The sequence below is a fragment of the Methylosinus sp. shoA genome, from assembly GCF_059718125.1.
Genome location: NZ_AP046091.1, coordinates 3532909 through 3556314 on the forward strand (window position 1 = coordinate 3532909; position 23406 = coordinate 3556314).

General features: G+C 67.0%; 19 protein-coding genes. 8 read left to right on the plus strand and 11 right to left on the minus strand.

What is annotated here, in order from left to right:
* Positions 1-22: 22 nt before the first annotated feature.
* The 4 genes from trmB to lnt all read right to left on the minus strand — a co-directional run bounded on the left by trmB (position 23) and on the right by lnt (position 4300).
* Positions 23-799: a tRNA (guanosine(46)-N7)-methyltransferase TrmB gene (gene trmB / locus AC6IW9_RS16360; protein ID WP_497765151.1), complete on the minus strand. Its 777-nt coding sequence runs from the start codon at positions 797-799 to the stop codon at positions 23-25.
* Positions 751-1947, minus strand: a complete 1197-nt coding sequence (metK, locus tag AC6IW9_RS16365; protein WP_497765152.1) for a methionine adenosyltransferase — start codon at positions 1945-1947, stop codon at positions 751-753. The genes trmB and metK overlap by 49 nt, the downstream gene beginning before the upstream one ends.
* A gap of 119 nt (positions 1948-2066) precedes the next feature.
* The gene (locus AC6IW9_RS16370; protein WP_497772543.1) at positions 2067-2504 is read right to left on the minus strand and encodes a helix-turn-helix domain-containing protein; all 438 of its coding nucleotides are present in this window, start codon (positions 2502-2504) and stop codon (positions 2067-2069) included.
* Positions 2505-2638: 134 nt separating this feature from the next.
* Positions 2639-4300, minus strand: a complete 1662-nt coding sequence (lnt, locus tag AC6IW9_RS16375) for an apolipoprotein N-acyltransferase (RefSeq protein WP_497765153.1) — start codon at positions 4298-4300, stop codon at positions 2639-2641.
* A gap of 399 nt (positions 4301-4699) precedes the next feature.
* Here lnt and AC6IW9_RS16380 point away from each other — a divergent pair, with 399 nt between their 5' ends.
* Positions 4700-5161 (plus strand): flavodoxin family protein, encoded by a 462-nt coding sequence (locus AC6IW9_RS16380; protein WP_497765154.1) that lies wholly within the window; start codon positions 4700-4702, stop codon positions 5159-5161.
* A 129-nt stretch (positions 5162-5290) separates the two neighbouring features.
* The gene (locus tag AC6IW9_RS16385) at positions 5291-6361 is read left to right on the plus strand and encodes an AI-2E family transporter (protein WP_497765155.1); all 1071 of its coding nucleotides are present in this window, start codon (positions 5291-5293) and stop codon (positions 6359-6361) included.
* Positions 6362-6392: 31 nt separating this feature from the next.
* Here the strand turns inward: AC6IW9_RS16385 and AC6IW9_RS16390 are convergent, their stop codons facing one another.
* Positions 6393-6656: an Imm74 family immunity protein gene (locus AC6IW9_RS16390; RefSeq protein WP_497765156.1), complete on the minus strand. Its 264-nt coding sequence runs from the start codon at positions 6654-6656 to the stop codon at positions 6393-6395.
* A 17-nt stretch (positions 6657-6673) separates the two neighbouring features.
* Positions 6674-7789: an A/G-specific adenine glycosylase gene (gene mutY, locus AC6IW9_RS16395; RefSeq protein WP_497765157.1), complete on the minus strand. Its 1116-nt coding sequence runs from the start codon at positions 7787-7789 to the stop codon at positions 6674-6676.
* 49 nt (positions 7790-7838) lie between these two features.
* Between mutY and AC6IW9_RS16400 the strand changes: the two genes are divergently transcribed.
* Positions 7839-8333, plus strand: a complete 495-nt coding sequence (locus tag AC6IW9_RS16400; RefSeq protein ID WP_497765158.1) for a DUF721 domain-containing protein — start codon at positions 7839-7841, stop codon at positions 8331-8333.
* An 87-nt stretch (positions 8334-8420) separates the two neighbouring features.
* On the opposite strand, the gene AC6IW9_RS16405 is transcribed toward AC6IW9_RS16400, so the two are convergent.
* Complete coding sequence (locus AC6IW9_RS16405) at positions 8421-8729, minus strand: hypothetical protein (RefSeq protein WP_497765159.1); 309 nt, start codon at positions 8727-8729, stop codon at positions 8421-8423.
* A gap of 553 nt (positions 8730-9282) precedes the next feature.
* On the opposite strand from AC6IW9_RS16405, the gene AC6IW9_RS16410 reads away from it, so the two are divergent.
* Positions 9283-10491 (plus strand): glycosyltransferase family 2 protein, encoded by a 1209-nt coding sequence (locus AC6IW9_RS16410; protein ID WP_497765160.1) that lies wholly within the window; start codon positions 9283-9285, stop codon positions 10489-10491.
* A gap of 6 nt (positions 10492-10497) precedes the next feature.
* Here the strand turns inward: AC6IW9_RS16410 and rnr are convergent, their stop codons facing one another.
* Complete coding sequence (gene rnr / locus AC6IW9_RS16415) at positions 10498-12783, minus strand: ribonuclease R (protein ID WP_497765161.1); 2286 nt, start codon at positions 12781-12783, stop codon at positions 10498-10500.
* Between the two features lie 224 nt (positions 12784-13007).
* Here rnr and AC6IW9_RS16420 point away from each other — a divergent pair, with 224 nt between their 5' ends.
* Complete coding sequence (locus tag AC6IW9_RS16420; RefSeq protein ID WP_497772544.1) at positions 13008-14777, plus strand: TadE/TadG family type IV pilus assembly protein; 1770 nt, start codon at positions 13008-13010, stop codon at positions 14775-14777.
* 78 nt (positions 14778-14855) lie between these two features.
* Here the strand turns inward: AC6IW9_RS16420 and topA are convergent, their stop codons facing one another.
* Positions 14856-17723, minus strand: coding sequence for a type I DNA topoisomerase (gene topA / locus AC6IW9_RS16425; RefSeq protein WP_497765162.1), 2868 nt, complete (start codon positions 17721-17723; stop codon positions 14856-14858).
* 339 nt (positions 17724-18062) lie between these two features.
* On the opposite strand from topA, the gene AC6IW9_RS16430 reads away from it, so the two are divergent.
* The gene (locus AC6IW9_RS16430; RefSeq protein ID WP_497765163.1) at positions 18063-19133 is read left to right on the plus strand and encodes a hypothetical protein; all 1071 of its coding nucleotides are present in this window, start codon (positions 18063-18065) and stop codon (positions 19131-19133) included.
* Positions 19134-19453: 320 nt separating this feature from the next.
* On the plus strand, positions 19454-20464 hold the full coding sequence (locus AC6IW9_RS16435) for a methyltransferase (RefSeq protein WP_497765164.1): 1011 nt from the start codon (positions 19454-19456) through the stop codon (positions 20462-20464).
* On the opposite strand, the gene AC6IW9_RS16440 is transcribed toward AC6IW9_RS16435, so the two are convergent.
* On the minus strand, positions 20465-21319 hold the full coding sequence (locus tag AC6IW9_RS16440) for an invasion associated locus B family protein (protein WP_497765165.1): 855 nt from the start codon (positions 21317-21319) through the stop codon (positions 20465-20467).
* A 317-nt stretch (positions 21320-21636) separates the two neighbouring features.
* On the opposite strand from AC6IW9_RS16440, the gene tyrS reads away from it, so the two are divergent.
* Complete coding sequence (gene tyrS, locus AC6IW9_RS16445) at positions 21637-22911, plus strand: tyrosine--tRNA ligase (RefSeq protein WP_497765166.1); 1275 nt, start codon at positions 21637-21639, stop codon at positions 22909-22911.
* On the opposite strand, the gene AC6IW9_RS16450 is transcribed toward tyrS, so the two are convergent.
* Complete coding sequence (locus tag AC6IW9_RS16450; protein ID WP_497765167.1) at positions 22899-23312, minus strand: DUF2267 domain-containing protein; 414 nt, start codon at positions 23310-23312, stop codon at positions 22899-22901. The two genes, tyrS and AC6IW9_RS16450, sit on opposite strands and share 13 nt — an antisense overlap.
* Positions 23313-23406: the final 94 nt, after the last annotated feature.

A 23406-nucleotide genomic window follows, 5' to 3' on the forward strand; every position in this document is an offset into this window, starting at 1 on the left:
ATCTCCCGCCAAGACCGCGTCCTCAACGCCTCACGAACGTCAGATAGACCGGTTTGCGTCCGGCCGCCATCGCTTTCGCCTCGTATTTCGTCTGCGTCCAACCGTCCCAGGGCGCGAGCCAGTCCTGCGCCGTCGTCGCGCGCCATTCGAAATCGGGCGAGGCGGAGAGGCGCGCCAGCGTCCAGCCGGCATAGTCGTCTATGTCGGTGGCGAAACGCAATTGTGCGCCCGGCGCCATGACGCGGGCGAGCTCGGCGATGTTCTCCGGCGAGACGAGGCGGCGCTTGCGGTGGCGTCGCTTCGGCCAGGGGTCGGGATAGAACAGATAGACGCGCGAGAGGCTCGCGGCCGGCAGCCAGTCGACGACTTCGATCGCATCACCCTGGCGAAGCCGGATGTTGCCGAGCCCTTCCGCCGCGATGCGCGCCAGCAGGCGGGCCATTCCGTTGACGAAAGGCTCGCAGCCGATGAAGCCGACGTCCGGCCGCCGCACGGCGGCCGCGACGAGATGCTCGCCGCCGCCGAAGCCGATCTCGAGCCGCGTCTCGCGCACGGGAGAGGCGAACAGCGCCCGCGCGTCCGGCGGCGCAGGCGTTGCGAGATCGAGCAGCAGCTTCGGCAGGAGCTCGTCGAGGAGGCGGGCCTGGCCGGGCCGCAGCGCCTTGCCCTTGCTGCGGCCGTAGAGTCGGCGCGGCGCGAAATCCTCGCCCGCGGCCGGCCCATCGTTCTGCTGCGCCCTCGGCTCTCCGCTCAGGAGAAATGCGTCTTGAGCGCGTCGACCAGATCGGTCTTTTCCCATGAGAAGCCGCCTTCCGCATCCGGCGTGCGGCCGAAATGGCCATAGGCCGAGGTGCGGGCGTAGATCGGCCGATTGAGCTGGAGATGCTCGCGGATGCCGCGCGGCGACAGACGCATGATCTGCGGCAGCACCGCTTCGAGCTTGTCCTCCGGAACCTGACCCGTGCCGTGGAGATCGACATAGATCGACAGCGGCTCGGCGACGCCGATCGCATAAGAGAGCTGCAGGGTCGCGCGGTCGGCGAGGCCGGCGGCGACGATGTTCTTGGCGAGGTAGCGGGCCGCATAGGCCGCGGAGCGGTCGACCTTGGTCGGGTCCTTGCCGGAGAAGGCGCCGCCGCCGTGCGGGGCCGCGCCGCCATAGGTGTCGACGATGATCTTGCGGCCGGTGAGGCCGGCGTCGCCGTCCGGCCCGCCGATGTGGAACTTGCCCGTCGGATTGACGTGCCAGACCGTCTCTTTCGTCACAAAGCCGGAAGGCAGCGCCTCGAGGATATAGGGTTCGACGATCCTGCGGATGTCCTGCGGCGTCAGGCTCTCGTCGGTGTGCTGATGCGACAGCACGATCTGCGTCGCCTCGACCGGCTTGCCGTTCTCGTAGCGCAGCGTCACCTGGCTCTTGGCGTCCGGGCCGAGGCCCTTCTCCTTGCCAGAATGGCGCGCATGGGCGAGCTTCTCGAGAATCTTGTGCGCGTAATAGAGCGGCGCCGGCATGAGGTCGGGCGTCTCGCGCACGGCGTAGCCGAACATGATGCCCTGGTCGCCCGCGCCTTCGTCCTTGTTGCCGGCGGCGTCGACGCCCTGGGCGATATCCGCCGACTGGGCGTGCAGCAGCACCTCGACGTCGGCGCGCTGCCAGTGGAAGCCGTCCTGCTCGTAGCCGATCGCGTGAATGGCCTTGCGGGCCACGTCGACGATCTGCTCCTTGGGAATGGCGGGGCCGCGCACCTCGCCGGCGATCACCACGCGATTGGTGGTGGAGAGAGTCTCGGCCGCGACGCGGATCAAATAGGGATCCACGCCGAATTTGGCTCCCTCACGAAAAAAAAGATCGACGATCTCGTCCGAAATTCGGTCGCAGACCTTGTCGGGATGACCTTCGGAAACCGACTCGCTCGTGAAAAGGTAATTCTGTCGCGTCACGTCCATCTCCGTCTGCGCGTGGATCCGTCATCGGACCATCGCCGATCGGCAGATCAGTACAGGCGGCGGCGCGCTCGTCAAGGCGCCCCGTCGAGGGTCAGGGGCGCCGCTCGCGCTTCGACGGGCTATTTCGGGGAGACGTCGCCGTTCGAGGGCGTCCCCTCGTCGTTCTGGTCGGCGAGGGTGGTGATGAGGTCGATCACCCGTTTGCGCACCTTCGGGTCCTTGATGCGGGCGAAGGCGCGGTTGAGATGGAGGCCCTCTGCGGTGGAGAGGAACTCGACGACATATTGCGAGGAGGATTCCTCGGCGAATCCGTCGCCCGCGGAGCCGGTCGTCGGGGCGCCCTCGAAGAAGAAGGACGGCGGGACGTTCAGCGTCTTCGAAATCTGCTGGAGCCGGCTCGCGCCGATGCGATTGGTCCCCTTCTCGTATTTCTGCACCTGCTGAAAGGTCAACCCTAGCGCTTCGCCGAGCTTCTCCTGGCTCATTTTCATCAAGACGCGCTGCATGCGCACGCGGCTTCCGACATGCCGGTCTATCGGATCGGGCGCCTTCTTCACTGCGTTTGATCTCCTCATGCCCAATTCCGCCGACCCGGGGCCGGATGGAAGTTGGATTACCATCGGGTTCGACGGCGTGTCACGTCCACATCACGCCAGCGCCACGGGATCGCATTAAGCACCCGCTCTAGCTGTCAAGTCAAACCCGCAGCGCCGCGAACACGCCCCAGGAGCGCAAAAATTATTGTGAAGAACCAAAGCGTTGAAGTCCAGCGAAAAGGATGCAGGGCAAAGGGCGGCGGGGGCGCCGGCTTCGGCAGACGGCCGTCGACCACGGCTTCGACTCCGAGTGGCAAACTCTCCAGTACTCGCCCGTACGGATCGACGATGGCGGATATCCCCGTATTGGCCGCGCGCACCAGAGGCAGGCCCTCCTCGATCGTGCGCAGACGCGCCTGGGCGAAATGCTGATAGGGGCCGCTGGTCGCGCCGAACCAGCCGTCATTGGTGACGTTCAGCAGCCATTGCGGCCGCTCCGGCCCGTCCGCCTCCACCGTCTCGCCGGGGAAGATCGCCTCGTAGCAGACGAGCGGCGCGGCGAGCGGCAGGCCGGGCGCGCGCAGACGCCTCGGGCCCGCGCCGGCGTCCCATATCCCCGGCACGAGATGGGTGACGCCGAGCGGCCCGAGGAGGCCCGCGAGCGGCAGATATTCCCCGAAGGGGACGAGATGAATCTTGTCATAGGCGGCGACGATGCGGCCGCGTTGCACGGCGATGACGGCGTTGAAGATCTTCGTCCGGCTCGCGCCGCCCGGCGCCTCCTCGACGCGCGCGGCTCCGGTCAAGAGCGTCGCGTCGCCCATCGTCGCAGCGATGCGCGCCATCGCTCGAGGCTCGCGCGAGAGGACGAACGGGAAGGCCGATTCCGGCCAGATCACATGCGTCACGTCGGCGACGCCGGAGTGGCCCGGGGCGATCGCCCGGTCCGACAGATCGAGATAGCGGCGCAAAATTTCCGCGCCGTTTTCTGGTTTGAATTTGGCGTCCTGCGGCAGGGCCGGCTGCATCAGCCGCAAGGTCACGCCCTCGACAAAGCCGCTCTCGCCGCGCGCGAGGCGCAGCGCGCCATAGCCGCCCATGGCGGCGGCGAGGATCAGCGCGAGGAGGATCGCCGGCGTCGCGCGCCGGCGGCCGCCGTCGGCGAGCGTGGCGGGCGCGGCGAACAGGATCACGGCGAGGATGTCGAGCCCGTGCAGGCCGACGAGCGAGGCGGTCTGGTCGAGCACGGGGACGCCGGCCAGCGCCATGCCGAAGTCGTTCCAGGGAAAGCCGGTCATCACATGGCCGCGCAGCCATTCCGAGACGGCGAGGCCCGCGGCGAGCGCGAAGACGCGCAGCGAGCCCGGCGACCACAGCAGCCGGGCGAGGGCGAAGCCGAGGGCCGTGAAACAGGCGAGGCCGGCCGGCACGCCGACGACTGCGAGCGGCAGCGCCCAGGCGAATTGATCGGCCTGCACCAGCAGCGCCGAGCCGAGCCACCACAGGCCGGCGAGAAAATAGCCGAAGCCGAGCCACCAGCCGGCCGCCGCAGCGGAGCCCCCCGAGGCGCGGACGAAGGAGAGGGCGCCCGCGCCGCTCGCGGCCGCCGCCCCGTCGAGCAGCCAGACGGCGACGCACATCGGGACGACCATCGCCGGCGCGAAATCGATCGGCGCGAGGGCGAGCGCCCCGCAGGCGCCGGCGAGAAAGGCGATGGCGCGGCGCGTCCAGCCTTCGGCGAGCATGATGCGCTGGGGAAGAGTGAGGACGGGCTCGGCGCTCGCGCCGGCGCCCCTGGTGATCGAAGCTTGCGCCATGGAGTCCTGCTCGATTCGAGACAGGCGATCCTAGCCGCTTCCCAGCCTGCGCCCTAGAGCTTCGCGTGAGCGACGTTCGACCCGGCGGTCGCGCGTAGACCGATCGGCGTGGCCGGATCGTAGGAGAATTTGGTTGGAGCCCAGCCGGACGGCGGCGTCGCGGCATATCCCTGCCGCTGAGTTTCGTCCACGGTGCGCTCGAGCGTTTCGTCGCCGCCAGCCCGGCCGAGGTCGACATCGGCATAGCGGCGACGATACAGATCATTTTCTTCATATATGCCGTCTCCAGAAATGACGAATGAACGTCGCGGGTGGCGGCGCGATGCGCGGATTGGACCATGAAACGCCCGAGCGTCATCGTCGAGTTTACGCCGGCGCAAATTCGAGGAGACGACGCAAATGACGGGAAAAAGGCTGCTCGTCGTCGCTCATGCGCCGTCGCCGAATACGCTTCGGCTGCGCGAGGCCGTGCTCGCCGGGGCGGGCGAGGTCGAGGGCGTCGAGGTCGCCTGTGTCGCGCCGCTCGCGGCGACGCCGGAGCATGTGCTCGCGGCGGACGCGATCATTCTCGGGACGACCGAAAATCTCGGCTATATGAGCGGCGCGCTGAAGGATTTCTTCGACCGCTGCTATTATCCCTGCCTCGGCCGCGCGCAGGGGCGCTCCTATGCGCTCTATGTGCGCGCCGGCAGCGACGGGACCGGCGCGCGGCGCAGCGTCGAGACGGTCGCGACCGGCCTGCGCTGGCGCAAGGTCCAGGAGCCGCTGATCCTGCGCGGCGACTGGCGCGAGGAGTTCGCCGATGCCTGCCGCGAGCTCGGAATGGCGATGGCCGCCGGGCTCGACGCGGGGGTGTATTAAGCCCGTCTCGAGGAGGAGGACGCTTCCTCTCGTTCGCCGCAGCCTCGGAGAGCCGGAGGGCGCCGCCTCGCCGGTCCCGACCCAAACGAGCTAAACTCCCGAGGTCGGATCGCGCAGAGGAGTGGGGTAATGCAGAACCGCCAGATTTTCGGCCTGTTGCTGCTGGGCGCCGTCATCGGGCTCGGCCTATTGGTGGTGAGTCCGTTTCTGGCGCCGCTGGCCTGGGCCGCCATTCTCGCCTATGCGACCTACCCCATGTATCGGCGGATCCTGCGTTTTTGTGGAAATCGCCCGTCCCTCGCCGCGACATTCGCGACCTTGCTGCTCGTGTTCGTTCTCGTGGCGCCGGCCACATTCTTGCTGATCCGCCTGCAGGCCGAACTCGCCGAGGCCTATCGCGAGCTGTCGACGCGATTCGCAGAAGGGCCTTTCGTGCTTCCGGAGCCGATCGCGAGGCTTCCCGTCATCGGCCCTGTTCTCGACGAGACCCTGACCGGCCTCTGGAACGATCCGGAGCGACGCAAAGAGCTGGTCAAGGAATGGCTCGAGCCCTGGATGAGCGGGCTCGCGGGGATTCTCGGGAAGATCGGACGCAGCCTCGCGCAGGTCGCCGTGACCGCCGTCGTCCTTTTCTTCTTTTATCGAGACGGAGGTCTCGTCGTCGACGAACTGCGCAAGGGGCTGCGCAAGGTCGTGGGGACGTCCGCCGACAATTATTTCGAGGCGGTCGGGGACACGACGCAGGCCGTGGTCTCCGGCCTGATCGTCAGCGCTCTGGCGCAAGGCCTCATCGCGGGGGTCGGCTATGCGGTCGTCGGATTGGAGACGCCCATCCTGTTGGGGGCGCTGACCTCGGTGACCGCTCTCGTTCCCTTTGTCGGCACGGTGGCGGTATGGGCGCCGATCAGCGTCTATCTGCTGCTTTCCGGCCAGATCGGCGCCGGTCTCGCGCTATTGGCCTGGGGCGGGCTCGTCGTGAGCTGGGTGGACAATATCCTGAAGCCGCTTCTGATCAGCAACGCCACCGACATTCCATTGGTGATCGTGCTCTTCGGCGTGATGGGAGGTCTGCTCGCATTCGGATTCGTCGGATTGTTTCTCGGTCCGCTCATTCTCGCCGTTCTTCTCTCGATCTGGCGGGAATGGTTGGCCGGGGATTTCGCGGCGCGACCCGAAGGCGAGCGCTCCGCCTCCGGATAGGCGAAAGCCGGGATTTCGCGCGCGTCCTCCCTCACTCGAACGTCACGCTCAGCCCCCGGCGTTCCAGCTCCTCCTCGATCGCGTCCAGAATCTTCTGCAATTCGACGATGTCGATCGAGATCTCGTCGTCGGGGGCGTCCCAATTGTCGATCTCGTCGAGGCGGATGAAAAAATCTGTCTGCTCGTCGGCGTCGGGCGGCGGCGGGGAATTCACGATCGTCAGCGTCTTGCCCTGCGAGCGGACGCGGATCGCCCCTTCCGTCATCTCCACCGCAATCGCCTTGCCCCGCGCCATGCCGCCACTCCGCTCTTCTACTCCAAAGCCAGTCCCGCATGCGCCGCCACTTTGCGCATCAGCGTCGGCAGGCCTTCGGCCGCGAGACGCCCGAGCTCCGTCCAGCGGCAATTCTCGATCGAAGGCCGCGGCGGCGGAAGCGTCGCCCGGAAGATCGTCAGCCGCAACGAAAAATGTGTGAACACATGCTCGACCGCCCCCGGCAGCTCGCGCCAGGGCGCCGCCGCCGGCGCATGCGCGGGCGCCTTTCTCGCGTCGAAATCGGCGCGGAACGCGGTCGATGGAAATTCCGCCATGCCGCCGAGCAGGCCGCGCGGCGGCCGCGTGCGGATCAGCGCCGCCCCGTCGCTCAGCAGCACGAAGGCCGCGCCGCGGCGCTCCGGCCGTTCGGCCTTGGGCGGCTTCACGGGGAAGGATTCGGCGCCGCCGCGGCGCGCCGCCTCGCAGGCGTCGTGAAAGGGGCAGTCGCCGCAGCGGGGGCCGCGCGGCGTGCAGATCGCCGCGCCGAGATCCATCAGCGCCTGGGTGAAATCGCCGGAGCGCAGGCCCGGCGAGAGGCTCTGCGCCTTCGCGCGCAATTCGCCTTTCGCCTCGCGCGCCGGCCGCTCCACGGCGAAGAGCCGGGCGACGACGCGCTCGACGTTGCCGTCGACGGCGACCACAGGCGCGTCATAGGCGATGGACGCGATCGCCGCCGCCGTATAGGGGCCGACGCCGGGCAGGGCGAGCAGATCCTGTTCCTCGCGCGGAAAGACGCCGCCGCGCATGGCGATCTCGCGGGCGCAGGCGTGCAGATTGCGCGCCCGCGCGTAATAGCCGAGGCCGGCCCAGGCCTTCATCACCTCGTCTTGCGGCGCGGCGGCCAGCGCCTCGACATTCGGCCAGCGGGCGAGAAAGGCGGCGAAATAGGGTTTCACAGCCTCCACTGTGGTCTGCTGCAGCATGATCTCGGAAAGCCAGACGGCGTAAGGGTTTGCCGTCTCTCCCGGCCGCGCCCGCCAGGGCAGCTCGCGCCGGCGGCGGTCGTACCACCGAAGCAGGGCCAGCGGATCGGGCCGGGGCGGCTGCGCGCCGAGGGGCCGCCGTCGAGAGGACGACCATCGAGAGGACGGCTTGGCGGGGGCTCTGGGCATGAGGTAACGTCCATAGCGAGATTGCGCCCCCTCCCGCAAGGAACGAGCCATGGCGGAAAAGCACAGAGGATCGCGTCTCCTCGGCGAATTGGTCGATCGCGCGATCGATCCGCTGGCGGCGCGCCAAGGGTTCGGCGAATCGGCGCTGATCCTGCGCTGGGAGGCGATCGTCGGCGCCCGCCTCGCCGCCATCTGCGAGCCGATCAAGCTGCAATGGCCGCCGCGGGCGAGGAACCGGCCCGCCGACAAGCGGGAGGAGCCGGCGATGCTGGCGCTGCGCGTCGAGCCCGGCTTCGGCCTCGACGTCCAGCATATGACCGGGGCGATCCTCGACCGGGTGAACACGCATCTCGGCTGGCGCTGTGTCGCGCGGCTGACGATGCGGCAGGAGCCGCTCGCGGCGCGCCGCCGCCCGCGCCGCGCTCCGGCGATCGACGCGGCGGCGCATGAGCGCGCCGTCGCGGCGACGGAAGGCGTGGCGGACGAGGCGCTGCGCGCCGCGCTCACCCGGCTCGGCGAGCGGGCGTTCGCTCGGGGGCGCTGAACGGCGCCGTCATTGCGCGCAGCGAGGCAATCCGGCGCCCTGGGGCGATTCCCGGAGAGCTTCGTCGCTTTGCTCGCAATGGCGTTCCTATTGGACGATCCAATAAATATCCGGATTGCCGCGGACATGCGCCTTGATCAGCCGCGTGAAGGGGGGCGTCGCTTCGATGACGATGTCGTCGCCCGCCAGGACGCGGCAGTCCTCGCTCTTGACGCCGCGCGCGAAGAGCTCTTGCGCGGCGGCGATGTCGCCCTGGTCGGTGAGCTCCAGGACTCGCTTCATATTGTCCCTGTCCTTGCAGCCGGCGAGGCCGCCGATCACCGCGACTTGCGAGAGCGCATTCGAAACGAACAGCGGCGCGAGCGCGGTCAATGAGAGAAGTCGAAGCAATTTCATCTCTATCTCCATCGAAATGGGTTTCGCCCATGGGCGAGGGGCGCAATGACGGACCGATCACGAGCCGGCTCGAAATGGCGACGATGAGCGAATCGGCTAACCTATCGTCGCTCATCCGCGCGGAAAATGCGCTCCGAAATGTCGCGCGAGGCAGAGCGATCGGGTCAAGAAGGAGGTGACAGACGGCTCTCGAGCCGAATCGGTCGACATCCCCTGATTCGGGCGGGAGAATGGGTCGCCATTCCGGCGCTGCTCGACATGATGGCCGTCGCTATCAAGGAACGCCGCGCGATGACGCCGAGCTGTTCGCCGCCGAGCAGAAAGCCGATGGATTCGAGCATGCGGCCGAGCGGCGCGGCCTGTGCTTCGTGCGGATCGATCCACGAGCCGGCGCATCCTCGGGGTTCGTTTCGGTTCGAACGACAAGCCGAAGCCTATCCCGTTTCGGCCGTCGCTCGCCCCCATAGGGTCTGGAGATGCGGGGGCTCGCTTTACCCGATGGAGGCGCCCGTGCTAGGAGCCGGCCTTCCGTCGATGTGCTCGGGTCGGTCGCATGGAGGACGAGGTTCCGGGGTTCGGGCCGCCGCTGGTCAGCATCGTCGTCACCAACTACAACTATGGGCGCTTCCTGGAGGAAGCGGTCGCTTCCGTCTTCGCCCAGACCTATCCGCATATCGAATGCGTCATCGTCGACGACGCTTCCACCGACGATAGTCGCGCGGTCATAGAGGCGCTGGCGCGGCGCGCGCCCGGCCTGAAGCTCGCTCTCCACGAGACCAATCGCGGCCAGACGATGGCCTTCCGCACCGGACTGCTGGCGAGCCGAGGCGAATATATCGTCTTTCTCGACGCCGACGACATTCTGTTCCCGCGCTTCGTCGAGACGCATGTCTTCGTTCACCTCTCGTCGCGCAAGGCGGTCGGCCTGACCTCCTCGGACATGGCGCAGGCGAAGGGACATCGCGTCGTCACCTCCGCCTGGGAGCGCATGAACCGCTATGTCCTCTCGGGACGCGGCCGGCGGAGCGACCTCCTGCGCCGCATCGACGTCTGCGCCCCGGATGTCTGGCCGATGACGAGCGACGGGCTCGACGACATCGAGTCGCGCGTTCATTTTCTCGACACGACCCATGAATGGGAGGAGTGGGTCTATGCGCCGACCTCCGGCAATTGCTTCCGCCGCGACGCGCTCGAGCTGCTTCTCGGCGCCGACGACGTCGGGGAGCTCACGTTTCACGCCGACATATATGTGAACAAAGGCGCCTGCCTGCTCAGCGGCGCGATCCTCGTCGATCTGCCGCTGTTCGTCTATCGCTTCCACGACCGCAACGGCGCCGCGCATCATCCGGAGCTCTACGGCTTCCGCGGCGCCGATATGAGCAAAGCCGCCCGCGCCGATCATATCGCCTGGCGCAAGCTCGTCGATCGCCTGACCGCGGACGCGGCGTCGCTCATCGCGAAAACAGGCCTGCAGCGCTATGCGGACATGCTGATCACGCTGCAGCGCGCATCCGCCATGGTCCCACAGGCGGACGCTCCGCAAAATCTCGAGGGCTATATCGAAGCGAAGCTGCGCGCGTCGTCGGCGGCGCTCGGCGAGAAGATCGGAGAGGGCGATCTTCGCGTGCTGCGCGGCAGGCTCGAGACGGCGCGGCGGCGACAGCGAAGGAAGAGGCGGCTCGCGGAGTTTTTTCTGACCGTCGGCCGCGCGCTCGACGCGCCGCGCATTTCCGCGCTGGGCGAGCGCCTGTGGCGCTCCTGAGCAGCCTCATCCGCGCCGCGAAGGCCGGCCTTTCGCCGTTGCGCGGCGGCGCGGCGCCGCGCTCGTTCGTCCGCCGCTCGCCACTTCGAATCGCAGAGCTCCTGCGATCGGCGTCGCTTCGACGAGCCGCACCTCGATCATGTCGCCGAGCCGGTAGCTCTCGCCCGTTTCGCGCGCCGTGAGCGCATGGGCGCCCTCGTCATAGCGGAAATAGTCGCGTCCGAGCGTCGCCGCCGGCACGAAGCCATCCGCGCCCGTCTCCGCGAGCCGCACGAACAGCCCGGCCTTGGTGACGCCGGAAATGCGCGCGGAAAAGCGCGCGCCGATCTGTTCGGCGAGATGGGCGGCGACGAGCCGGTCGACCGTCTCGCGCTCCGCCGCCATCGCCCGACGCTCCGCGCCGGAAATGCGCGCCGCGATCTCCGCGAGTTCGCCCGCCGCCGTGTCCGGCATGGCGCCCGGCCCGAATTTCAGCGCACGGACGAGCGCGCGATGCACGACGAGATCGGCGTAGCGGCGGATCGGCGAGGTGAAATGCGCGTAACGGCGGAGGTTCAAGCCGAAGTGGCCGTAGTTCTCATGCGTGTATTCGGCCTGCGCCTGGGTGCGCAGGATGATCTCGTTGACGATGTTCTCATGCTCCATGCCGCGCACGCGCGCGAGGATCACATTGAAATGCGCGGGCCGCAGCACTTGGCCTTTGGCGAGCTTCACGCCGATCGTCGCGAGGAATTCGGAGAGCGCGGCGACCTTCTCGCGCGAGGGCTCGTCATGGGCGCGATAAATGAGCTTCTGCCGGTTCTCCTCGAGGACTTCCGCGGCCGAGACATTGGCGAGGATCATGAACTCCTCGATCAGCCGATGAGTCGCGAGGCGAGGGGGCACGACGACGCGGTCGACCGTTCCGTCCGGCTTCAGCAGGATTTTTCGCTCGGGCAGCTCGAGATCGAGCGGCGCGCGCAAGTCGCGCGCATGATCGGCGGCGAGATAGGCGCGATGGAGCGGCAGCAGCACGCTCTCCATCAGCGGCGCGCAGATCTCGTCCGGCCGTCCGTCGATCGCCTCCTGCGCCTGCGCATAATTCAGCTTGGCCTTCGAGCGCATCATGACGCGATGGAAGGAATGATCGAGCTTGCGGCCCTTGTCGGTGATGCGCATGCGCACGGCGAGCGCCGGGCGATCCTCGTTCGGGCGCAGGGAGCAGAGATCGTTTGAGATGCGCTCCGGCAGCATGGGCACGACGCGGTCGGGGAAATAGACCGAATTGCCGCGCTCCAGCGCGTCTTTGTCCAGAGCCGAATGCGGGCGGACATAATAAGCGACATCGGCGATGGCGACGGTGACGATATGGCCGCCGTCATTGTCCGGCGCCGCATCGGGTTCGGCGAAGACGGCGTCGTCGTGATCCTTGGCGTCGGGCGGGTCGATGGTGACGAGCGGGAGCGCACGCCAATCCTCGCGATGCATGTCGAGCGGCGCGGGTTTCGCCGCAGCCGCCTCGGCCAGCGCCTCGGCGCGAAAGACGTCCGGTATGCCGTGAACCTTGAGCGCGATCATGCTGATCGCTTTTTCCGTCGACAACGACCCGAGCGTCTCGCGCACCCGTGCGCGTAGCGCGCCGAAACGTGTCTTGCCGATGAGGTCGACGGCGACGAGATCGCCCTCCTTCGCCTCGCCGAGATCCTCGGCGGCGATGGCGAGCTCGCGGCCGGCCTGCTTCTTGTCCACCGGCTCGATGCGCGCGACGCCGTTGGCGGCGACGCGCAACACGCCGACGATGCGTCCGCGCGCCTTGGACAGCAGCTTGACGATGCGGCCCGAGTAGGGCGGCTCGTTCGGCCCGGCGTCGCGATCCGGCTCGGCGCGGATCAGCGCGCGGTCGCCGACGCCGGGCAGGGCCTCGCCGGGCTTCGGGCGCCGGGGCGCTCGGACGAGAATGCGGGGAGCGGGACCGAGCTCGTCCGTGTTCCATTCGGCCGGGACGGCGATGAGCTCGCCGTCGGGATCGCGCCCCGAAATGTCCGCCAGCACGACCGCGGGCAGGACGCCGGGACGCGACAGGCGCTTGCCGCGCCGCTCCAGCGCGCCCTCGGCTTCGAGCTCGGCGATGAGGCGCTTCAGCTCGACGCGATCCGCGCCTTTGACGCCGAAGGCGCGGGCGATCTCGCGCTTGCCGATCTTGCCGATGGCGCCGACACGGCCCATCGCTTCGCGCTCGCGCGCGATAAAGGCGAGGATATCCTCTTTGGAGGGAAGGGTGGAGAGCGGGTCGGCCGCGCGCTGTCTGCTCAATGTGCGTCTCGAGAGGCGGCGCGCCGTCGTCGAAGGGGCGCGTCATCTCCAATTATAGACGGATCGCGTGCGAAACGACTAGCGCCGCGGCGATCCGCCGGGCGGGTCCGGTAGGGTTACCGGAAATAAACTCGAATTTTAGCGATCGATTCAAAGGGCGGTGAGAAGTTTCATGTACGTAGAAACCGTCGAAGTCGAGCAAAATCATTCTCGAGAGTTTCGTGATGCGTCATCCTGTCGACCAGAACCGAACCGAGCGTGCGACGCTCGTTTCCTGCGAGCGCGGCAATGCCGCGGTCATCTTCGGCCTTTCCTTCGTCCCGTTGATGCTGATGCTCGGGGCGGGCGTCGACTATGGTCGCGCCGTGGCCGCCCGAGCCAATCTTCAGCAGGCGACCGATTCGGCCGCGCTCGCCGTGGCCAAGACCATCGTCTCGACCACCACCGATCAGCAGGCCCAGAGCCAGGCGCAAGTCTATCTGCTGACCAATGTGCGAAACGCCGTCGCGGTGGTGACCCACGCGACGATCTCGTCGAACCCGCTTACGCTCTGCCTCGACACGCAGGCGCAAATTCCGACGACGATCATGAAAATCGCGCATGTCCAGACGATAACGGCGAAAGCGACGGCCTGCGCGCAGATGCCGGGCGGCGTGGATCCGAACACGACCTACGAGATCGCGCTCGTGCTCGACAACTCCCTCTCCATGTCCGCCAGCGCCAGCGGCAAGGGGAGCGGCAAAGGGAAGGGCGGCAAGTCGAAGATCGAGGCGCTGCGCGACTCCGCGACGAGCTTCGTCGAGACGATGTTCGGCAAGTCGAGCAAGGTGAAGATGTCGGTGACGCCCTTCTCCGCGGCCGTCCGGGTGGTCGACCCCGACGTCGCCGCCAACAGGAGCCTGTCCTGGATCGATCTGAGCGGCGCGAATTCGCAGCATTGGCTGGTCTTCGGGGGCGGGTCCACGGATCCGTCGACGGCGAAGGCGGCTGCCAAGGCGCAGGGCTTCACCAGCCGCTTCGACATTTTCACGAAGCTCAAGTCGCTCGACAAGAAATGGGATTGGGCGGGGTGCTTCGAAAGCCCGAAATATCCGCTGAACGTCAGCGACACGGCGATCGACGGCAGCGATCCGGAAACGCTGTTCGTGCCGTTTCTCGCCCCCGACGAGCCCGTCGTCTACGAGACCTCCAAGGGCAAAAAGAAGGACCTCGCTCGCTACGACAACCATTATCTCGCGGGCAGCGACTGCGACGGCTGCGACAAGGACAAGGCGGCCCAATGGAGCAAGCTGACCAGTCCCGCCAAATACAAGAAGCCTTCGACGGATGGGGCCGGCGTCGGACCGAACAGCAGTTGTCCGACATCTTCCAGCCAGACGATCCTGCAGCTCACCACGACGAAGGCGACCATCACTTCCATGATCGGCAAGCTCTCGGAGAACGGCTACACCAATCTGCACGAAGGTTTCATGTGGGGATGGCGGACGATTTCGCCGGTCGGGCCGTTCGCCGCGGGCCGCGCCTATTCGACGTCGGCGAACCGCAAGATCATCGTGTTCATGACCGACGGCTTCAACAATTGGAAGAGCCAGACGGACAATGCGACGGGCTCGGCCTATCAGGCGGCCGGCTACTACAGCTACAATGGCGCGAGAAACCGTCGTTTCCCCGACGGCTCCTCAGGCAATCGCATCGACTATCAGGCGTCGCTCGCCGCCGCCGCCAACAGCTCGACGGATTATCACGACACCTCGCGCGACATGCAGGACGAACTGACGCGCGAAGCTTGCGCCAACGCCAAGCGCGCCGGCGTCGAGATTTTCACGATCGGCTTCTCGACGGAGAACGATCCGATCGACGAGCAGGGCCTCCAGCTGATGCAGGATTGTGCGACGAACCAGGAGCACTATTTCAAGGCCGAGGACGCCGATCAGCTCGACGCCGCCTTCTCGACGATCGGCTCGGGGCTGGGCAAGCTGCGGCTGACGAGGTGACGGAGGCTCAGCGGCCGCGCCGATGACGCGCGGCCGCGTCGCGAAAGGGCGGAGATCGGCCGCCGGACATCGACGGGCTCACTTCCCGGAGGCCGCCTTCTTCGCCGGCTTCGCCTTGGCGGGCGTCGGCTTCTTTGCGGGCTTCGCATCCTCGAACGGAATTTCGTCGCTCTCCTCGATCTGCTTCTTCGCGGCGGTCTTCTTGGCGGGCGCGGCCTTTTTCGCCGGCGCCTTCCTGGCCTTCACCGGACCGCCCTTCTCTTCGATCAACCGGATCGCCTCGTCGAGCGTCATATCCTCCGGGCTCGTGTTCTTGGGCAGGGTGGCGTTGACCTTGCCGTGGTTCACATAAGGCCCGTAGCGTCCGTCGCGCAGGGTGATCGCGCCGCCTTGCGGATGGTCGCCGAGCACGCGGCCGCCCCCCGCCGGCGCGCCGCCCGCCTTGGCGGCGAGAAGCTCGACCGCCTGCTCGAGCGTCAGGCTCTCCGGAGCGGTCCCCTTGGCGATGGTGGCGTTGATCTTGCCCCAATTCACATAAGGGCCGAAGCGGCCGCTCTTCACCGTCACCGCGCCGCCCTGCGGATGTTCGCCGAGCGCGCGTCCGGGGTCGGACGAGCGGCCGAAGCGCGAGCCGCCGCTCTCCTTCGTGACGATGAGGTCGATGGCGCGATTGCCGCCGATCGTCAGAATGTCGTCGTCCCGGCCGAGATTGGCGTAGGTCTTCCCATGCTGCACATAGGGCCCGAAGCGGCCGACGCCGGCGACGATCGGCTCGCCGGATTCGGGATGCCGCGCCACCTCGCGCGGGAGAGACAGGAGGCGGATCGCCTGCTCGAGCGTCAGCTCGTCGGGCTTGATGGTCTTCGGGATCGAGGAGCGCTTGGGCTTCTCGCCGTCGTCGGCCGCCTCGCCCTCCTGCACATAGGTTCCGAAACGCCCTTCGCGCAGGGTGATCTCTGCGCCGCTCTCCGGATCCTGTCCCAGCACTTTTACGCCCGGCCGCGCGCCCTCCGTCGCTTCGCCTGTCGGCGGCGAGAGCGTGCGGGTGTAGCGGCATTCCGGGTAATTCGAGCAGCCGATGAAAGCGCCGAATTTGCCGATCTTCAGCGACAATTGGCCGGCGCTGCAGGCGGGGCAGGCGCGCGGCTCCGAGCCGTCGCCCTTGGCCGGGAAGACATGCGGTCCCAAGAGCTCGTTGAGGCTGTCGAGCACTTGGGCTGTCCGCAGCTCCATGGCGCCGTCGACGGCGCCGGAGAAGTCGGTCCAGAAGTCGCGAAGGACCTCTTTCCAGTCGATCTCGTTGTTGGAGACCTTGTCGAGCTTCTCCTCGAGATCGGCGGTGAAGTCGAATTCGACATAGCGGGCGAAGAAGCTCTCCAAAAAGGCGGTGACGATGCGGCCCTTGTCCTCTGGGACGAGGCGCTTCTTGTCGAGCCGCACATAGTCGCGCTCGCGCAGCACGGCGAGGGTCGAGGCGTAGGTCGAGGGGCGGCCGATGCCGAGCTCTTCCATGCGCTTCACCAGCGTCGCCTCGGTGTAGCGCGGCGGCGGCTCCGTGAAATGCTGGGTCGCCTCGATCTTCTCGCGCGTCGCCGGCTCGCCCGCTTTCATCGGCGGCAGGCGGCCGCCGTCCTCGTCCGCCTCGTCGTCGCGGCCCTCCTGATAGAGCTCCAGAAAGCCCGAGAAGCGCACCACCTGGCCCGAGGCGCGCAGCTCCAGCGCGCGCTTGCCGACGGCGGCGTCTATTTCGACCGTCGTGCGCTCGAGCTCGGCCGATTCCATCTGGCTCGCGATCGTGCGGGTCCAGATCAGCTCGTAGAGCCTGGCCTGCTCGGGCTCCAGATGCTTGGCGACCTGCTTGGGCAGGCGGCTCACGTCGGTCGGGCGGATTGCCTCGTGCGCCTCCTGGGCATTCTTGGCCTTCACCGTATATTTGCGCGGGGCCTTGGGCACGAAGCGCTCGCCATACTCCCTGGTGATGACTTTTCGGGCGGCCGCGACGGCTTCGGGCGCCATGTCGACGCCGTCGGTTCGCATATAAGTGATGAGGCCGGCCGTCTCGCCGCCTATGTCGACGCCCTCATAGAGCCGCTGCGCGATGCGCATCGTTTGCGCCGGCGCGAGGCCGAGCTTGCGCGAAGCCTCCTGCTGCAGGGTCGAAGTGGTGAAGGGCGCAGAGGGGTGCCGCTTGACCGGCTTCGCCTCGACCGAGCGGATGGTGAAGGCCGCGGTCTCGAGCGCCTTTTTGAAATCCTCCGCCTCCTGACCGGAGCCGATGTCGAGGCGGGTGATCTTCTTGCCGTCGGCGCCGGTCAAGCGCGCTGTGAAGGGCTCGCCGGCCTTCGTCTTCAGATGCGCGACGAGCGACCAATATTCGCGGCTGACGAATTTCTCGATCTCGAGCTCGCGGTCGCAGACGAGGCGCAGCGCCACCGACTGCACGCGCCCGGCGGAGCGCGCCCCGGGGAGCTTGCGCCAGAGCACCGGCGAGAGCGTGAAGCCGACGAGATAATCGAGCGCGCGGCGGGCGAGATAGGCGTCGACCAAGGCCTGGTCGATCTCGCGCGGATGCGTCATCGCCTCCTTGATCGCATCCTTGGTGACGGCGTTGAAGACGACGCGCTCGATGCGTTTTCCCGTGAGCGCTTTTTTCTTCTTCAAAATATCGAGCAGGTGCCAGGAGATGGCCTCGCCCTCGCGGTCCGGGTCGGTGGCGAGGATCACCTTGTCGGCGCTCTTGACCGCATCGGCTATGGCGGAGATGCGCTTCGCCGATTTGGCGTCGCTCTCCCATTTCATCGCGAAATCTTCGGCCGGATCGACCGAGCCGTCCTTGGGCGGCAGGTCGCGCACATGGCCGTAGCAGGCGAGGACGTTGAAGTCGCGGCCGAGATATTTGTTGATCGTCTGGGCCTTGGCGGCCGATTCGACGATGACGAGGTTCATCCGTCAGGTCCTCAGAAATCCGCGCGGACGGCCCCGCCTCGGCTCGCGCCGGGGGCCTGTCCCGCATTCGGGCGCGAAGATGGGCAAATCAGGGGCGGCCTGTCAAATGGGGGAGGGTGGGAGGCGCCGCAAGGCTCCCCGGAATCTTCCGACGATGGGCGCGATCGTCTTTCCGCGCAAGCCCTTCCATCAACTCCGTAGCGCGGCCCATGACGCCGCCGCAGAGGCCTCCCGCCCCGCGTGCGCCGCCACACAAATTTGCTCCAAATCCTGCGCTATCGGGACCAAGCCGCGGCGCCGTCCGCGTCCGCGCGGCGTCTTTGGACGAGGACCTATTCTATGCACCGCACGACATTCGCGACCGACGATCTGCGCGCCGCCCTCGAGGCCGGCGTCATCGACGCGCCGACGCACCGGCAGCTCGAAGCTTTCCTCGCCGAGCGCGCGAACGGCCGCGAAGCGGCCCCGCGCTTCGACGTCGTCAACGTCCTCTGGTACATGGGCGCGCTCATCGTCATTTCGGCGATGAGTCTGTTCAGCACCACGGCCTTCGGCCTGTGGGGCGCGCCCTCGCTGATCGTCACCTCGCTCGCCTATGGCCTCGCCTTCACGGCGGCGGGGGCCTATCTCTGGCGCCGCCGCGGGCTGCGCACGCCCGCCGGCCTGCTCGTCACCTGCGCCGTCGCCATGGCTCCTCTGCTCGTCTTCGCCTTGCAGCTCGCCGGAGGCCATGATCCGACCGAAGCGCCGAACTATCACGACTTCTATGTCTGGGTGCGGTCGAGCTGGCTGCCGATGGAGCTCGGTAGCGTAGCGGCGGCGCTGACCGCCCTGATTTTCTTTCCCTTTCCCTTCCTCACCATGATCATCGCCTTTGCGCTGTGGTTCATGTCGATGGATCTGACGCCCTGGCTGCTGCGCAGCGAGGCGTTCGGCTTCGAGCAGCGCGCCAATGTCAGCCTCGTCTTCGGGCTCCTCGTGATGGCCGCCGCCTGGCTCGTCGATCTCAAGCGCTGGCGGGGAGGCGACTTCGCCTTCTGGCTGCATCTCGCCGGGCTTCTCGCCTTCTGGGGCGGGCTCACGGCGCAGCACAGCGGCGACGAGACCGGCAAGGCCGTTTATTGCGCGGTCAATCTCGGCCTGGTGATGCTGTCGCTCGCGCTGATGCGCCGCGCCTACGCCGTTTTCGGCGCCTTCGGCCTCTCGCTCTATCTCGGCCATCTGGCGAGCGAGGTTTTCCAGGATTCGATCCTCTTTCCCTTCGCCTTGTCGGCGATCGGCGTCGCCATCATCGCCGTCGGCCTGCTCTTTCATCGATACGGGGGGCGGCTCGCCGGAGCCGTCGGCGCCGCGCTGCCGGACCAGTTGCGCGATCTGCGCCCGGCCCATGCGCGCGACGCCCGGCAATGAAAAAGCCCGGTCACAGGGACCGGGCCGTAACTCGCAAATGCGTCGGATCGATTATTTCGAACCGTACAGGCGAGTCATGATCACGAAGCCAGCAATCGCCATGCCGACCATGATCCCCGGAATAAGCAAGCCCTCCATCTTTTTCCCTCCTGTTTCTTCCAGCGCCAAGGCATTCTCCGGCGCTGATCTCGAGTTTGATATAAGCGGCGCAAGAGTCAAGCTCGCCGGTTCATGAACGATCGGGCGGAGCGCGCGCATCGACCTCGGCGCGCCGATATGCTATCGGCTGGCCGCGTCATTTCCATCGGAGAGAGGCCGTCATGACGGATCAGCTGTCCCCGGAAAAAATTCTCGGTCTCGGGCTCGGTTTCTGGCATTCCAAGACGCTGCTCTCGGCCGTCGAACTCGGCCTGTTCACGGTCCTCGCCGAGGCGCCGGCGGATTCGGAGACACTGCGCGGCCGGCTCGGCCTGCATCCGCGCTCGGCGCGCGACTTTTTCGACGCTCTGGTCGCGCTCGGCCTGCTCGAGCGCGAGAAGGGCGTCTATCGCAATTCGAAAGAGACCGATCTCTTCCTCGATCGCGCCAAGCCGAGCTATGTCGGCCAGATCCTCGAAATGGCCAATGCGCGCCTGTTCTCGAGCTGGGGCCGTCTCACCGAGGCGCTGAAGACGGGCCGCGCCCAGAGCGAGAGCGCCGGAGACGAGGATTTCTTCGGCGCGCTCTATTCGGATCCCGATCGGCTGCGCTCGTTCCTCACCGCGATGAGCGGCATCAGCGCCGGGCCGGCGCAGGCGATCGCCGAAAAATTCCCCTGGAAGGACTATTCGAGCTTCGTCGATGTGGGCGCCGCGCAAGGCATGGTTCCCGTGACCCTGGCGCGCGCCCATCCGCATCTGGCCGGCGGCGGTTTCGACCTTCCGCAGGTGAAGCCGATCTTCGACGATTTCGCCGCCGAGAACGGCCTCGCCGATCGGCTGACCTTCTATCCTGGCGATTTCTTCCGCGACGAATTGCCGAAGGCCGACGTCATCGTCATGGGCCATATTCTCCATGACTGGAACCTCGAGCAGAAGCGCCATCTTCTCGCCAAGGCCTATGCGGCGCTGCCGAAGGGCGGGGCGCTCCTCGTCTATGAGGCGCTGATCGACGACGAGCGCGAGACGAACGCCTTCGGCCTGCTGATGAGCCTCAATATGCTGATCGAGACGCCGGGCGGTTTCGATTATACGGGCGCCGACTGCCAGGGCTGGATGCGCGAGGCCGGCTTCTCGCAGACGCGGGTCGAGCATCTGCTCGGACCGGATTCCATGGTCATCGCCGTCAAATGATCACGGGCACTCCTTCTGCACGCGGGCGAGCGCCTCGGAGAGGCCTTTGAGCGAGTAAGCGTCGGTCGTCACATTGCCTTTGATGGACGGCGCCTTGACGACGAGCTTGGCGCCGTTCTTCATCGCCTCGACGAATTCCTTCTCCTTGGCGGGATTCTTCACCCAGGCGTTCGTTCCCTTGGTGACGAGCTCGAAAGAATTGCCGTCGATGTCTGCGGCGGCGGCGCCGCCGTCCTTGAGCGGGAAGCCCAGAATGATCGCCACCTCGTTGCGCACGCCTTCGCCCGGGCGCGTCGAGATGAAAATATAGGCTTTGTCGCGCTGGAGCTTGGCCGGCTGCCGGTCCTTCGGCTCGGCGAGCGCATAGCAGGTCTTGTCCTTGCCCTGCCCATGGGCGGTCATCGCATTCCAGTCGCCGAAGGTTCCGACCGCGGTCGGCGGCTTGGCGGCGCCCTTGTCCTTCTCGGCGGGCTTTTCCTTCGCGTCGGTCTTGCCCTTCGCGTCGGTCTTGTCCTTCGCGTCGGTTTTGGCGTCCTTCACGGTCTTGCCGGCGGCGGGCTCGCCCGCTTCGGGCTTGCCGGCGCCGGGCTTCGCATCCGCCGGCTTCTTGGCTTCCGCCGTTTTCTTGCCGTCGGCTGGCTTCTTGGCCTCGGGCTTTGCGGTCTCCGGCTTCTGCGTCTCGGTCTTCTTCGCGTCGGGCTTGGCCGCCGCGGGCTTCTTCTTGTCGGCCTTCGCCTCGCTCGCCGCATCTTCGGCGGCGGGCTTGTCCTTTGCGAAGGCGGGCGCGGCGGGAACCGCGCCGAGCGTGAGGCCGAGAGCGGCGACGAGGGGGAAGGAGACAAGGCGAATCATCATGCGAATTTTATCGTTCCGCCGCGTGGCGAGCCAGTGGCGACGACGCGGCGAAGCGCCTTTCCCTGCAATGTTTCTCGGGCGTGGGCTGGCCGTCTCCGCCGCGGGCGTTGCGCACTGCTCGGGCTTCGGCGCCGGTCCATAATCACGAACTGCTCGACTTCGGCGACATTCGAGGCCGTCGTCTGCAGCCGGATCTTGTGAAATTCGGAAGCATTCGCGCTCTGGTTTTCAAAATCATCCGAGCCGCACATCCGTCCTGTCGAAAGCCGTCACCCCAGCGCTTGCGCCCCGGCGGCAATGCGCTTAACACCCCGCCCATGTCAGACGTTTTCCGCCCCAAGTCCGAGTTTCTCGCGACGCTCGTCGCGCGCGGCTTCGTGCATCAGTGCTCCGATTTTTCGGGGCTCGACGAAAAAGCCTGCTCGGGCGAGCTCGTCGCTTATGTCGGCTTCGACTGCACGGCGCCGTCGCTCCATGTCGGCAATCTGCTGTCGATCATGATGCTCGCCTGGCTGCAGCGCACCGGCGGCAAGCCGCTGCCGCTCGTCGGCGGCGGCACGACGCGGGTCGGCGACCCCTCCGGCAAGGACGAGAGCCGCAAGCTTCTCTCCATCGAGACGATCGACGCCAACAAGGCCGCGATCCGCAAGACATTCGAGAAATTCCTCGCCTTCGGCGCGCGCGAGACCGATGCGGCGCTGCTCGACAACGCCGACTGGCTGACGACGCTCAATTATATCGATTTCCTGCGCGACATCGGCCGGCATTTCTCGGTCAACCGGATGCTGTCGATGGATTCGGTGAAGCTGCGCCTCGATCGCGAGCAGGAGCTCTCCTTCATCGAGTTCAATTACATGTGCCTGCAGGCCTATGATTTCGTCGAGATCGCCCGGCGCCACGGCGCCTGCCTGCAGATGGGCGGCTCCGATCAATGGGGCAATATCGTCATGGGCGTCGATCTCGGCCGCCGCCTCGGGACGCATCGGCTCTATGCGCTGACCGCGCCGCTGCTCACCACATCTTCGGGCGCGAAGATGGGCAAGACCGCCGCCGGCGCCGTCTGGCTCGACGCGTCGATGCTCTCGCCCTACGATTATTGGCAATATTGGCGCAACGCCGAGGACGCCGACGTCGTCCGCTTCCTGAAACTGTTCACCTTCCTGCCGCTCGACGAGATCGAGAAGCTCGGCGCGCTCGGCGGCGCCGAGATCAACGAGGCGAAGAAGGCGCTGGCCACCGAGGCGACCGCCCTGCTGCACGGCCGCGAGGCGGCCGAGACCGCCGCCGAGACCGCGCGCCGCACTTTCGAAGAGGGGGCGCTGGCCTTGTCTTTGCCGAGAGTCGCGGTCACGGCGGAGGAATGGTCGGCCGGGCTCGGCGTGCTCGCGGCTTTCGTCAAGGCGGGACTCGTCGTCTCGACCGGCGAGGCGCGCCGGCAGATCAAGTCGGGCGGATTGCGCCTCAATGACGAGCCGGTGACCGACGAGCGGGCGACGCTCGGCGACGCCGATCTCGTCGACGGCGTCGTCAAGCTGTCGCTCGGCAAGAAGCGCCATGTCCTGCTGGCGCCCGAGGGCGCTCAGAGAAACTGAGACAGGCCCGGAACCGAATCGGCGATCTGCTTCAGCTTCTCCTGGCCGACGATCCCCTCGGCATAGGCGAAGAATTCCTTGGCCAGCGCCTGGCTCTGCTCGATCGAGAGGCCGGCGCCGGAGAGTCGCCCCGCGAGCGCCATCAGATCGCCTTTGGAGCCGCCGACGAGGCCGCCGAGCCCACCGAGCAGACCGCCCAGCAGCCCGCCGCCGTCGGCCCCCGGCGCCGCCTCGGCCGCGGTGATCGCCTCCTCGGCTCCGGGCAGCTTGCCGATCAGCTCGGCGATGGGGCCGTCGGGGAACTCCTTACGGAAGAAGCCGAGGACATGGCCGACCGCCAGCCTCGCCGTCTCCGGCTCGACGCCGAGGGCCGCGGAAATGCGCGCAACCAGTTCATCCATGGGAGCTCCCTTCAAAATCGAGCAGCGGCGCAGGCCCCTCCCTCGCTTCGCGAGCCTTCGATGAAGCGTCGAGTCTTCCGCCTCGGCGGGGGAG

Bases quoted from the DNA above. Each gene is read 5' to 3' on its own strand.
- trmB (WP_497765151.1), bottom strand. From the start codon at position 799: ATGGGAAAAGACCGATCTGGTCGACGCGCTCAAGACGCATTTCTCCTG.
- metK (WP_497765152.1), bottom strand. From the start codon at position 1,947: ATGGACGTGACGCGACAGAATTACCTTTTCACGAGCGAGTCGGTTTCC.
- lnt (WP_497765153.1), bottom strand. From the start codon at position 4,300: ATGGCGCAAGCTTCGATCACCAGGGGCGCCGGCGCGAGCGCCGAGCCC.
- AC6IW9_RS16380 (WP_497765154.1), top strand. From the start codon at position 4,700: ATGACGGGAAAAAGGCTGCTCGTCGTCGCTCATGCGCCGTCGCCGAAT.
- AC6IW9_RS16385 (WP_497765155.1), top strand. From the start codon at position 5,291: ATGCAGAACCGCCAGATTTTCGGCCTGTTGCTGCTGGGCGCCGTCATC.
- AC6IW9_RS16390 (WP_497765156.1), bottom strand. From the start codon at position 6,656: ATGGCGCGGGGCAAGGCGATTGCGGTGGAGATGACGGAAGGGGCGATC.
- mutY (WP_497765157.1), bottom strand. From the start codon at position 7,789: ATGCCCAGAGCCCCCGCCAAGCCGTCCTCTCGATGGTCGTCCTCTCGA.
- AC6IW9_RS16400 (WP_497765158.1), top strand. From the start codon at position 7,839: ATGGCGGAAAAGCACAGAGGATCGCGTCTCCTCGGCGAATTGGTCGAT.
- AC6IW9_RS16405 (WP_497765159.1), bottom strand. From the start codon at position 8,729: ATGAAATTGCTTCGACTTCTCTCATTGACCGCGCTCGCGCCGCTGTTC.
- AC6IW9_RS16410 (WP_497765160.1), top strand. From the start codon at position 9,283: ATGGAGGACGAGGTTCCGGGGTTCGGGCCGCCGCTGGTCAGCATCGTC.
- AC6IW9_RS16420 (WP_497772544.1), top strand. From the start codon at position 13,008: ATGCGTCATCCTGTCGACCAGAACCGAACCGAGCGTGCGACGCTCGTT.
- topA (WP_497765162.1), bottom strand. From the start codon at position 17,723: ATGAACCTCGTCATCGTCGAATCGGCCGCCAAGGCCCAGACGATCAAC.
- AC6IW9_RS16430 (WP_497765163.1), top strand. From the start codon at position 18,063: ATGCACCGCACGACATTCGCGACCGACGATCTGCGCGCCGCCCTCGAG.
- AC6IW9_RS16435 (WP_497765164.1), top strand. From the start codon at position 19,454: ATGACGGATCAGCTGTCCCCGGAAAAAATTCTCGGTCTCGGGCTCGGT.
- AC6IW9_RS16440 (WP_497765165.1), bottom strand. From the start codon at position 21,319: ATGATGATTCGCCTTGTCTCCTTCCCCCTCGTCGCCGCTCTCGGCCTC.
- tyrS (WP_497765166.1), top strand. From the start codon at position 21,637: ATGTCAGACGTTTTCCGCCCCAAGTCCGAGTTTCTCGCGACGCTCGTC.
- AC6IW9_RS16450 (WP_497765167.1), bottom strand. From the start codon at position 23,312: ATGGATGAACTGGTTGCGCGCATTTCCGCGGCCCTCGGCGTCGAGCCG.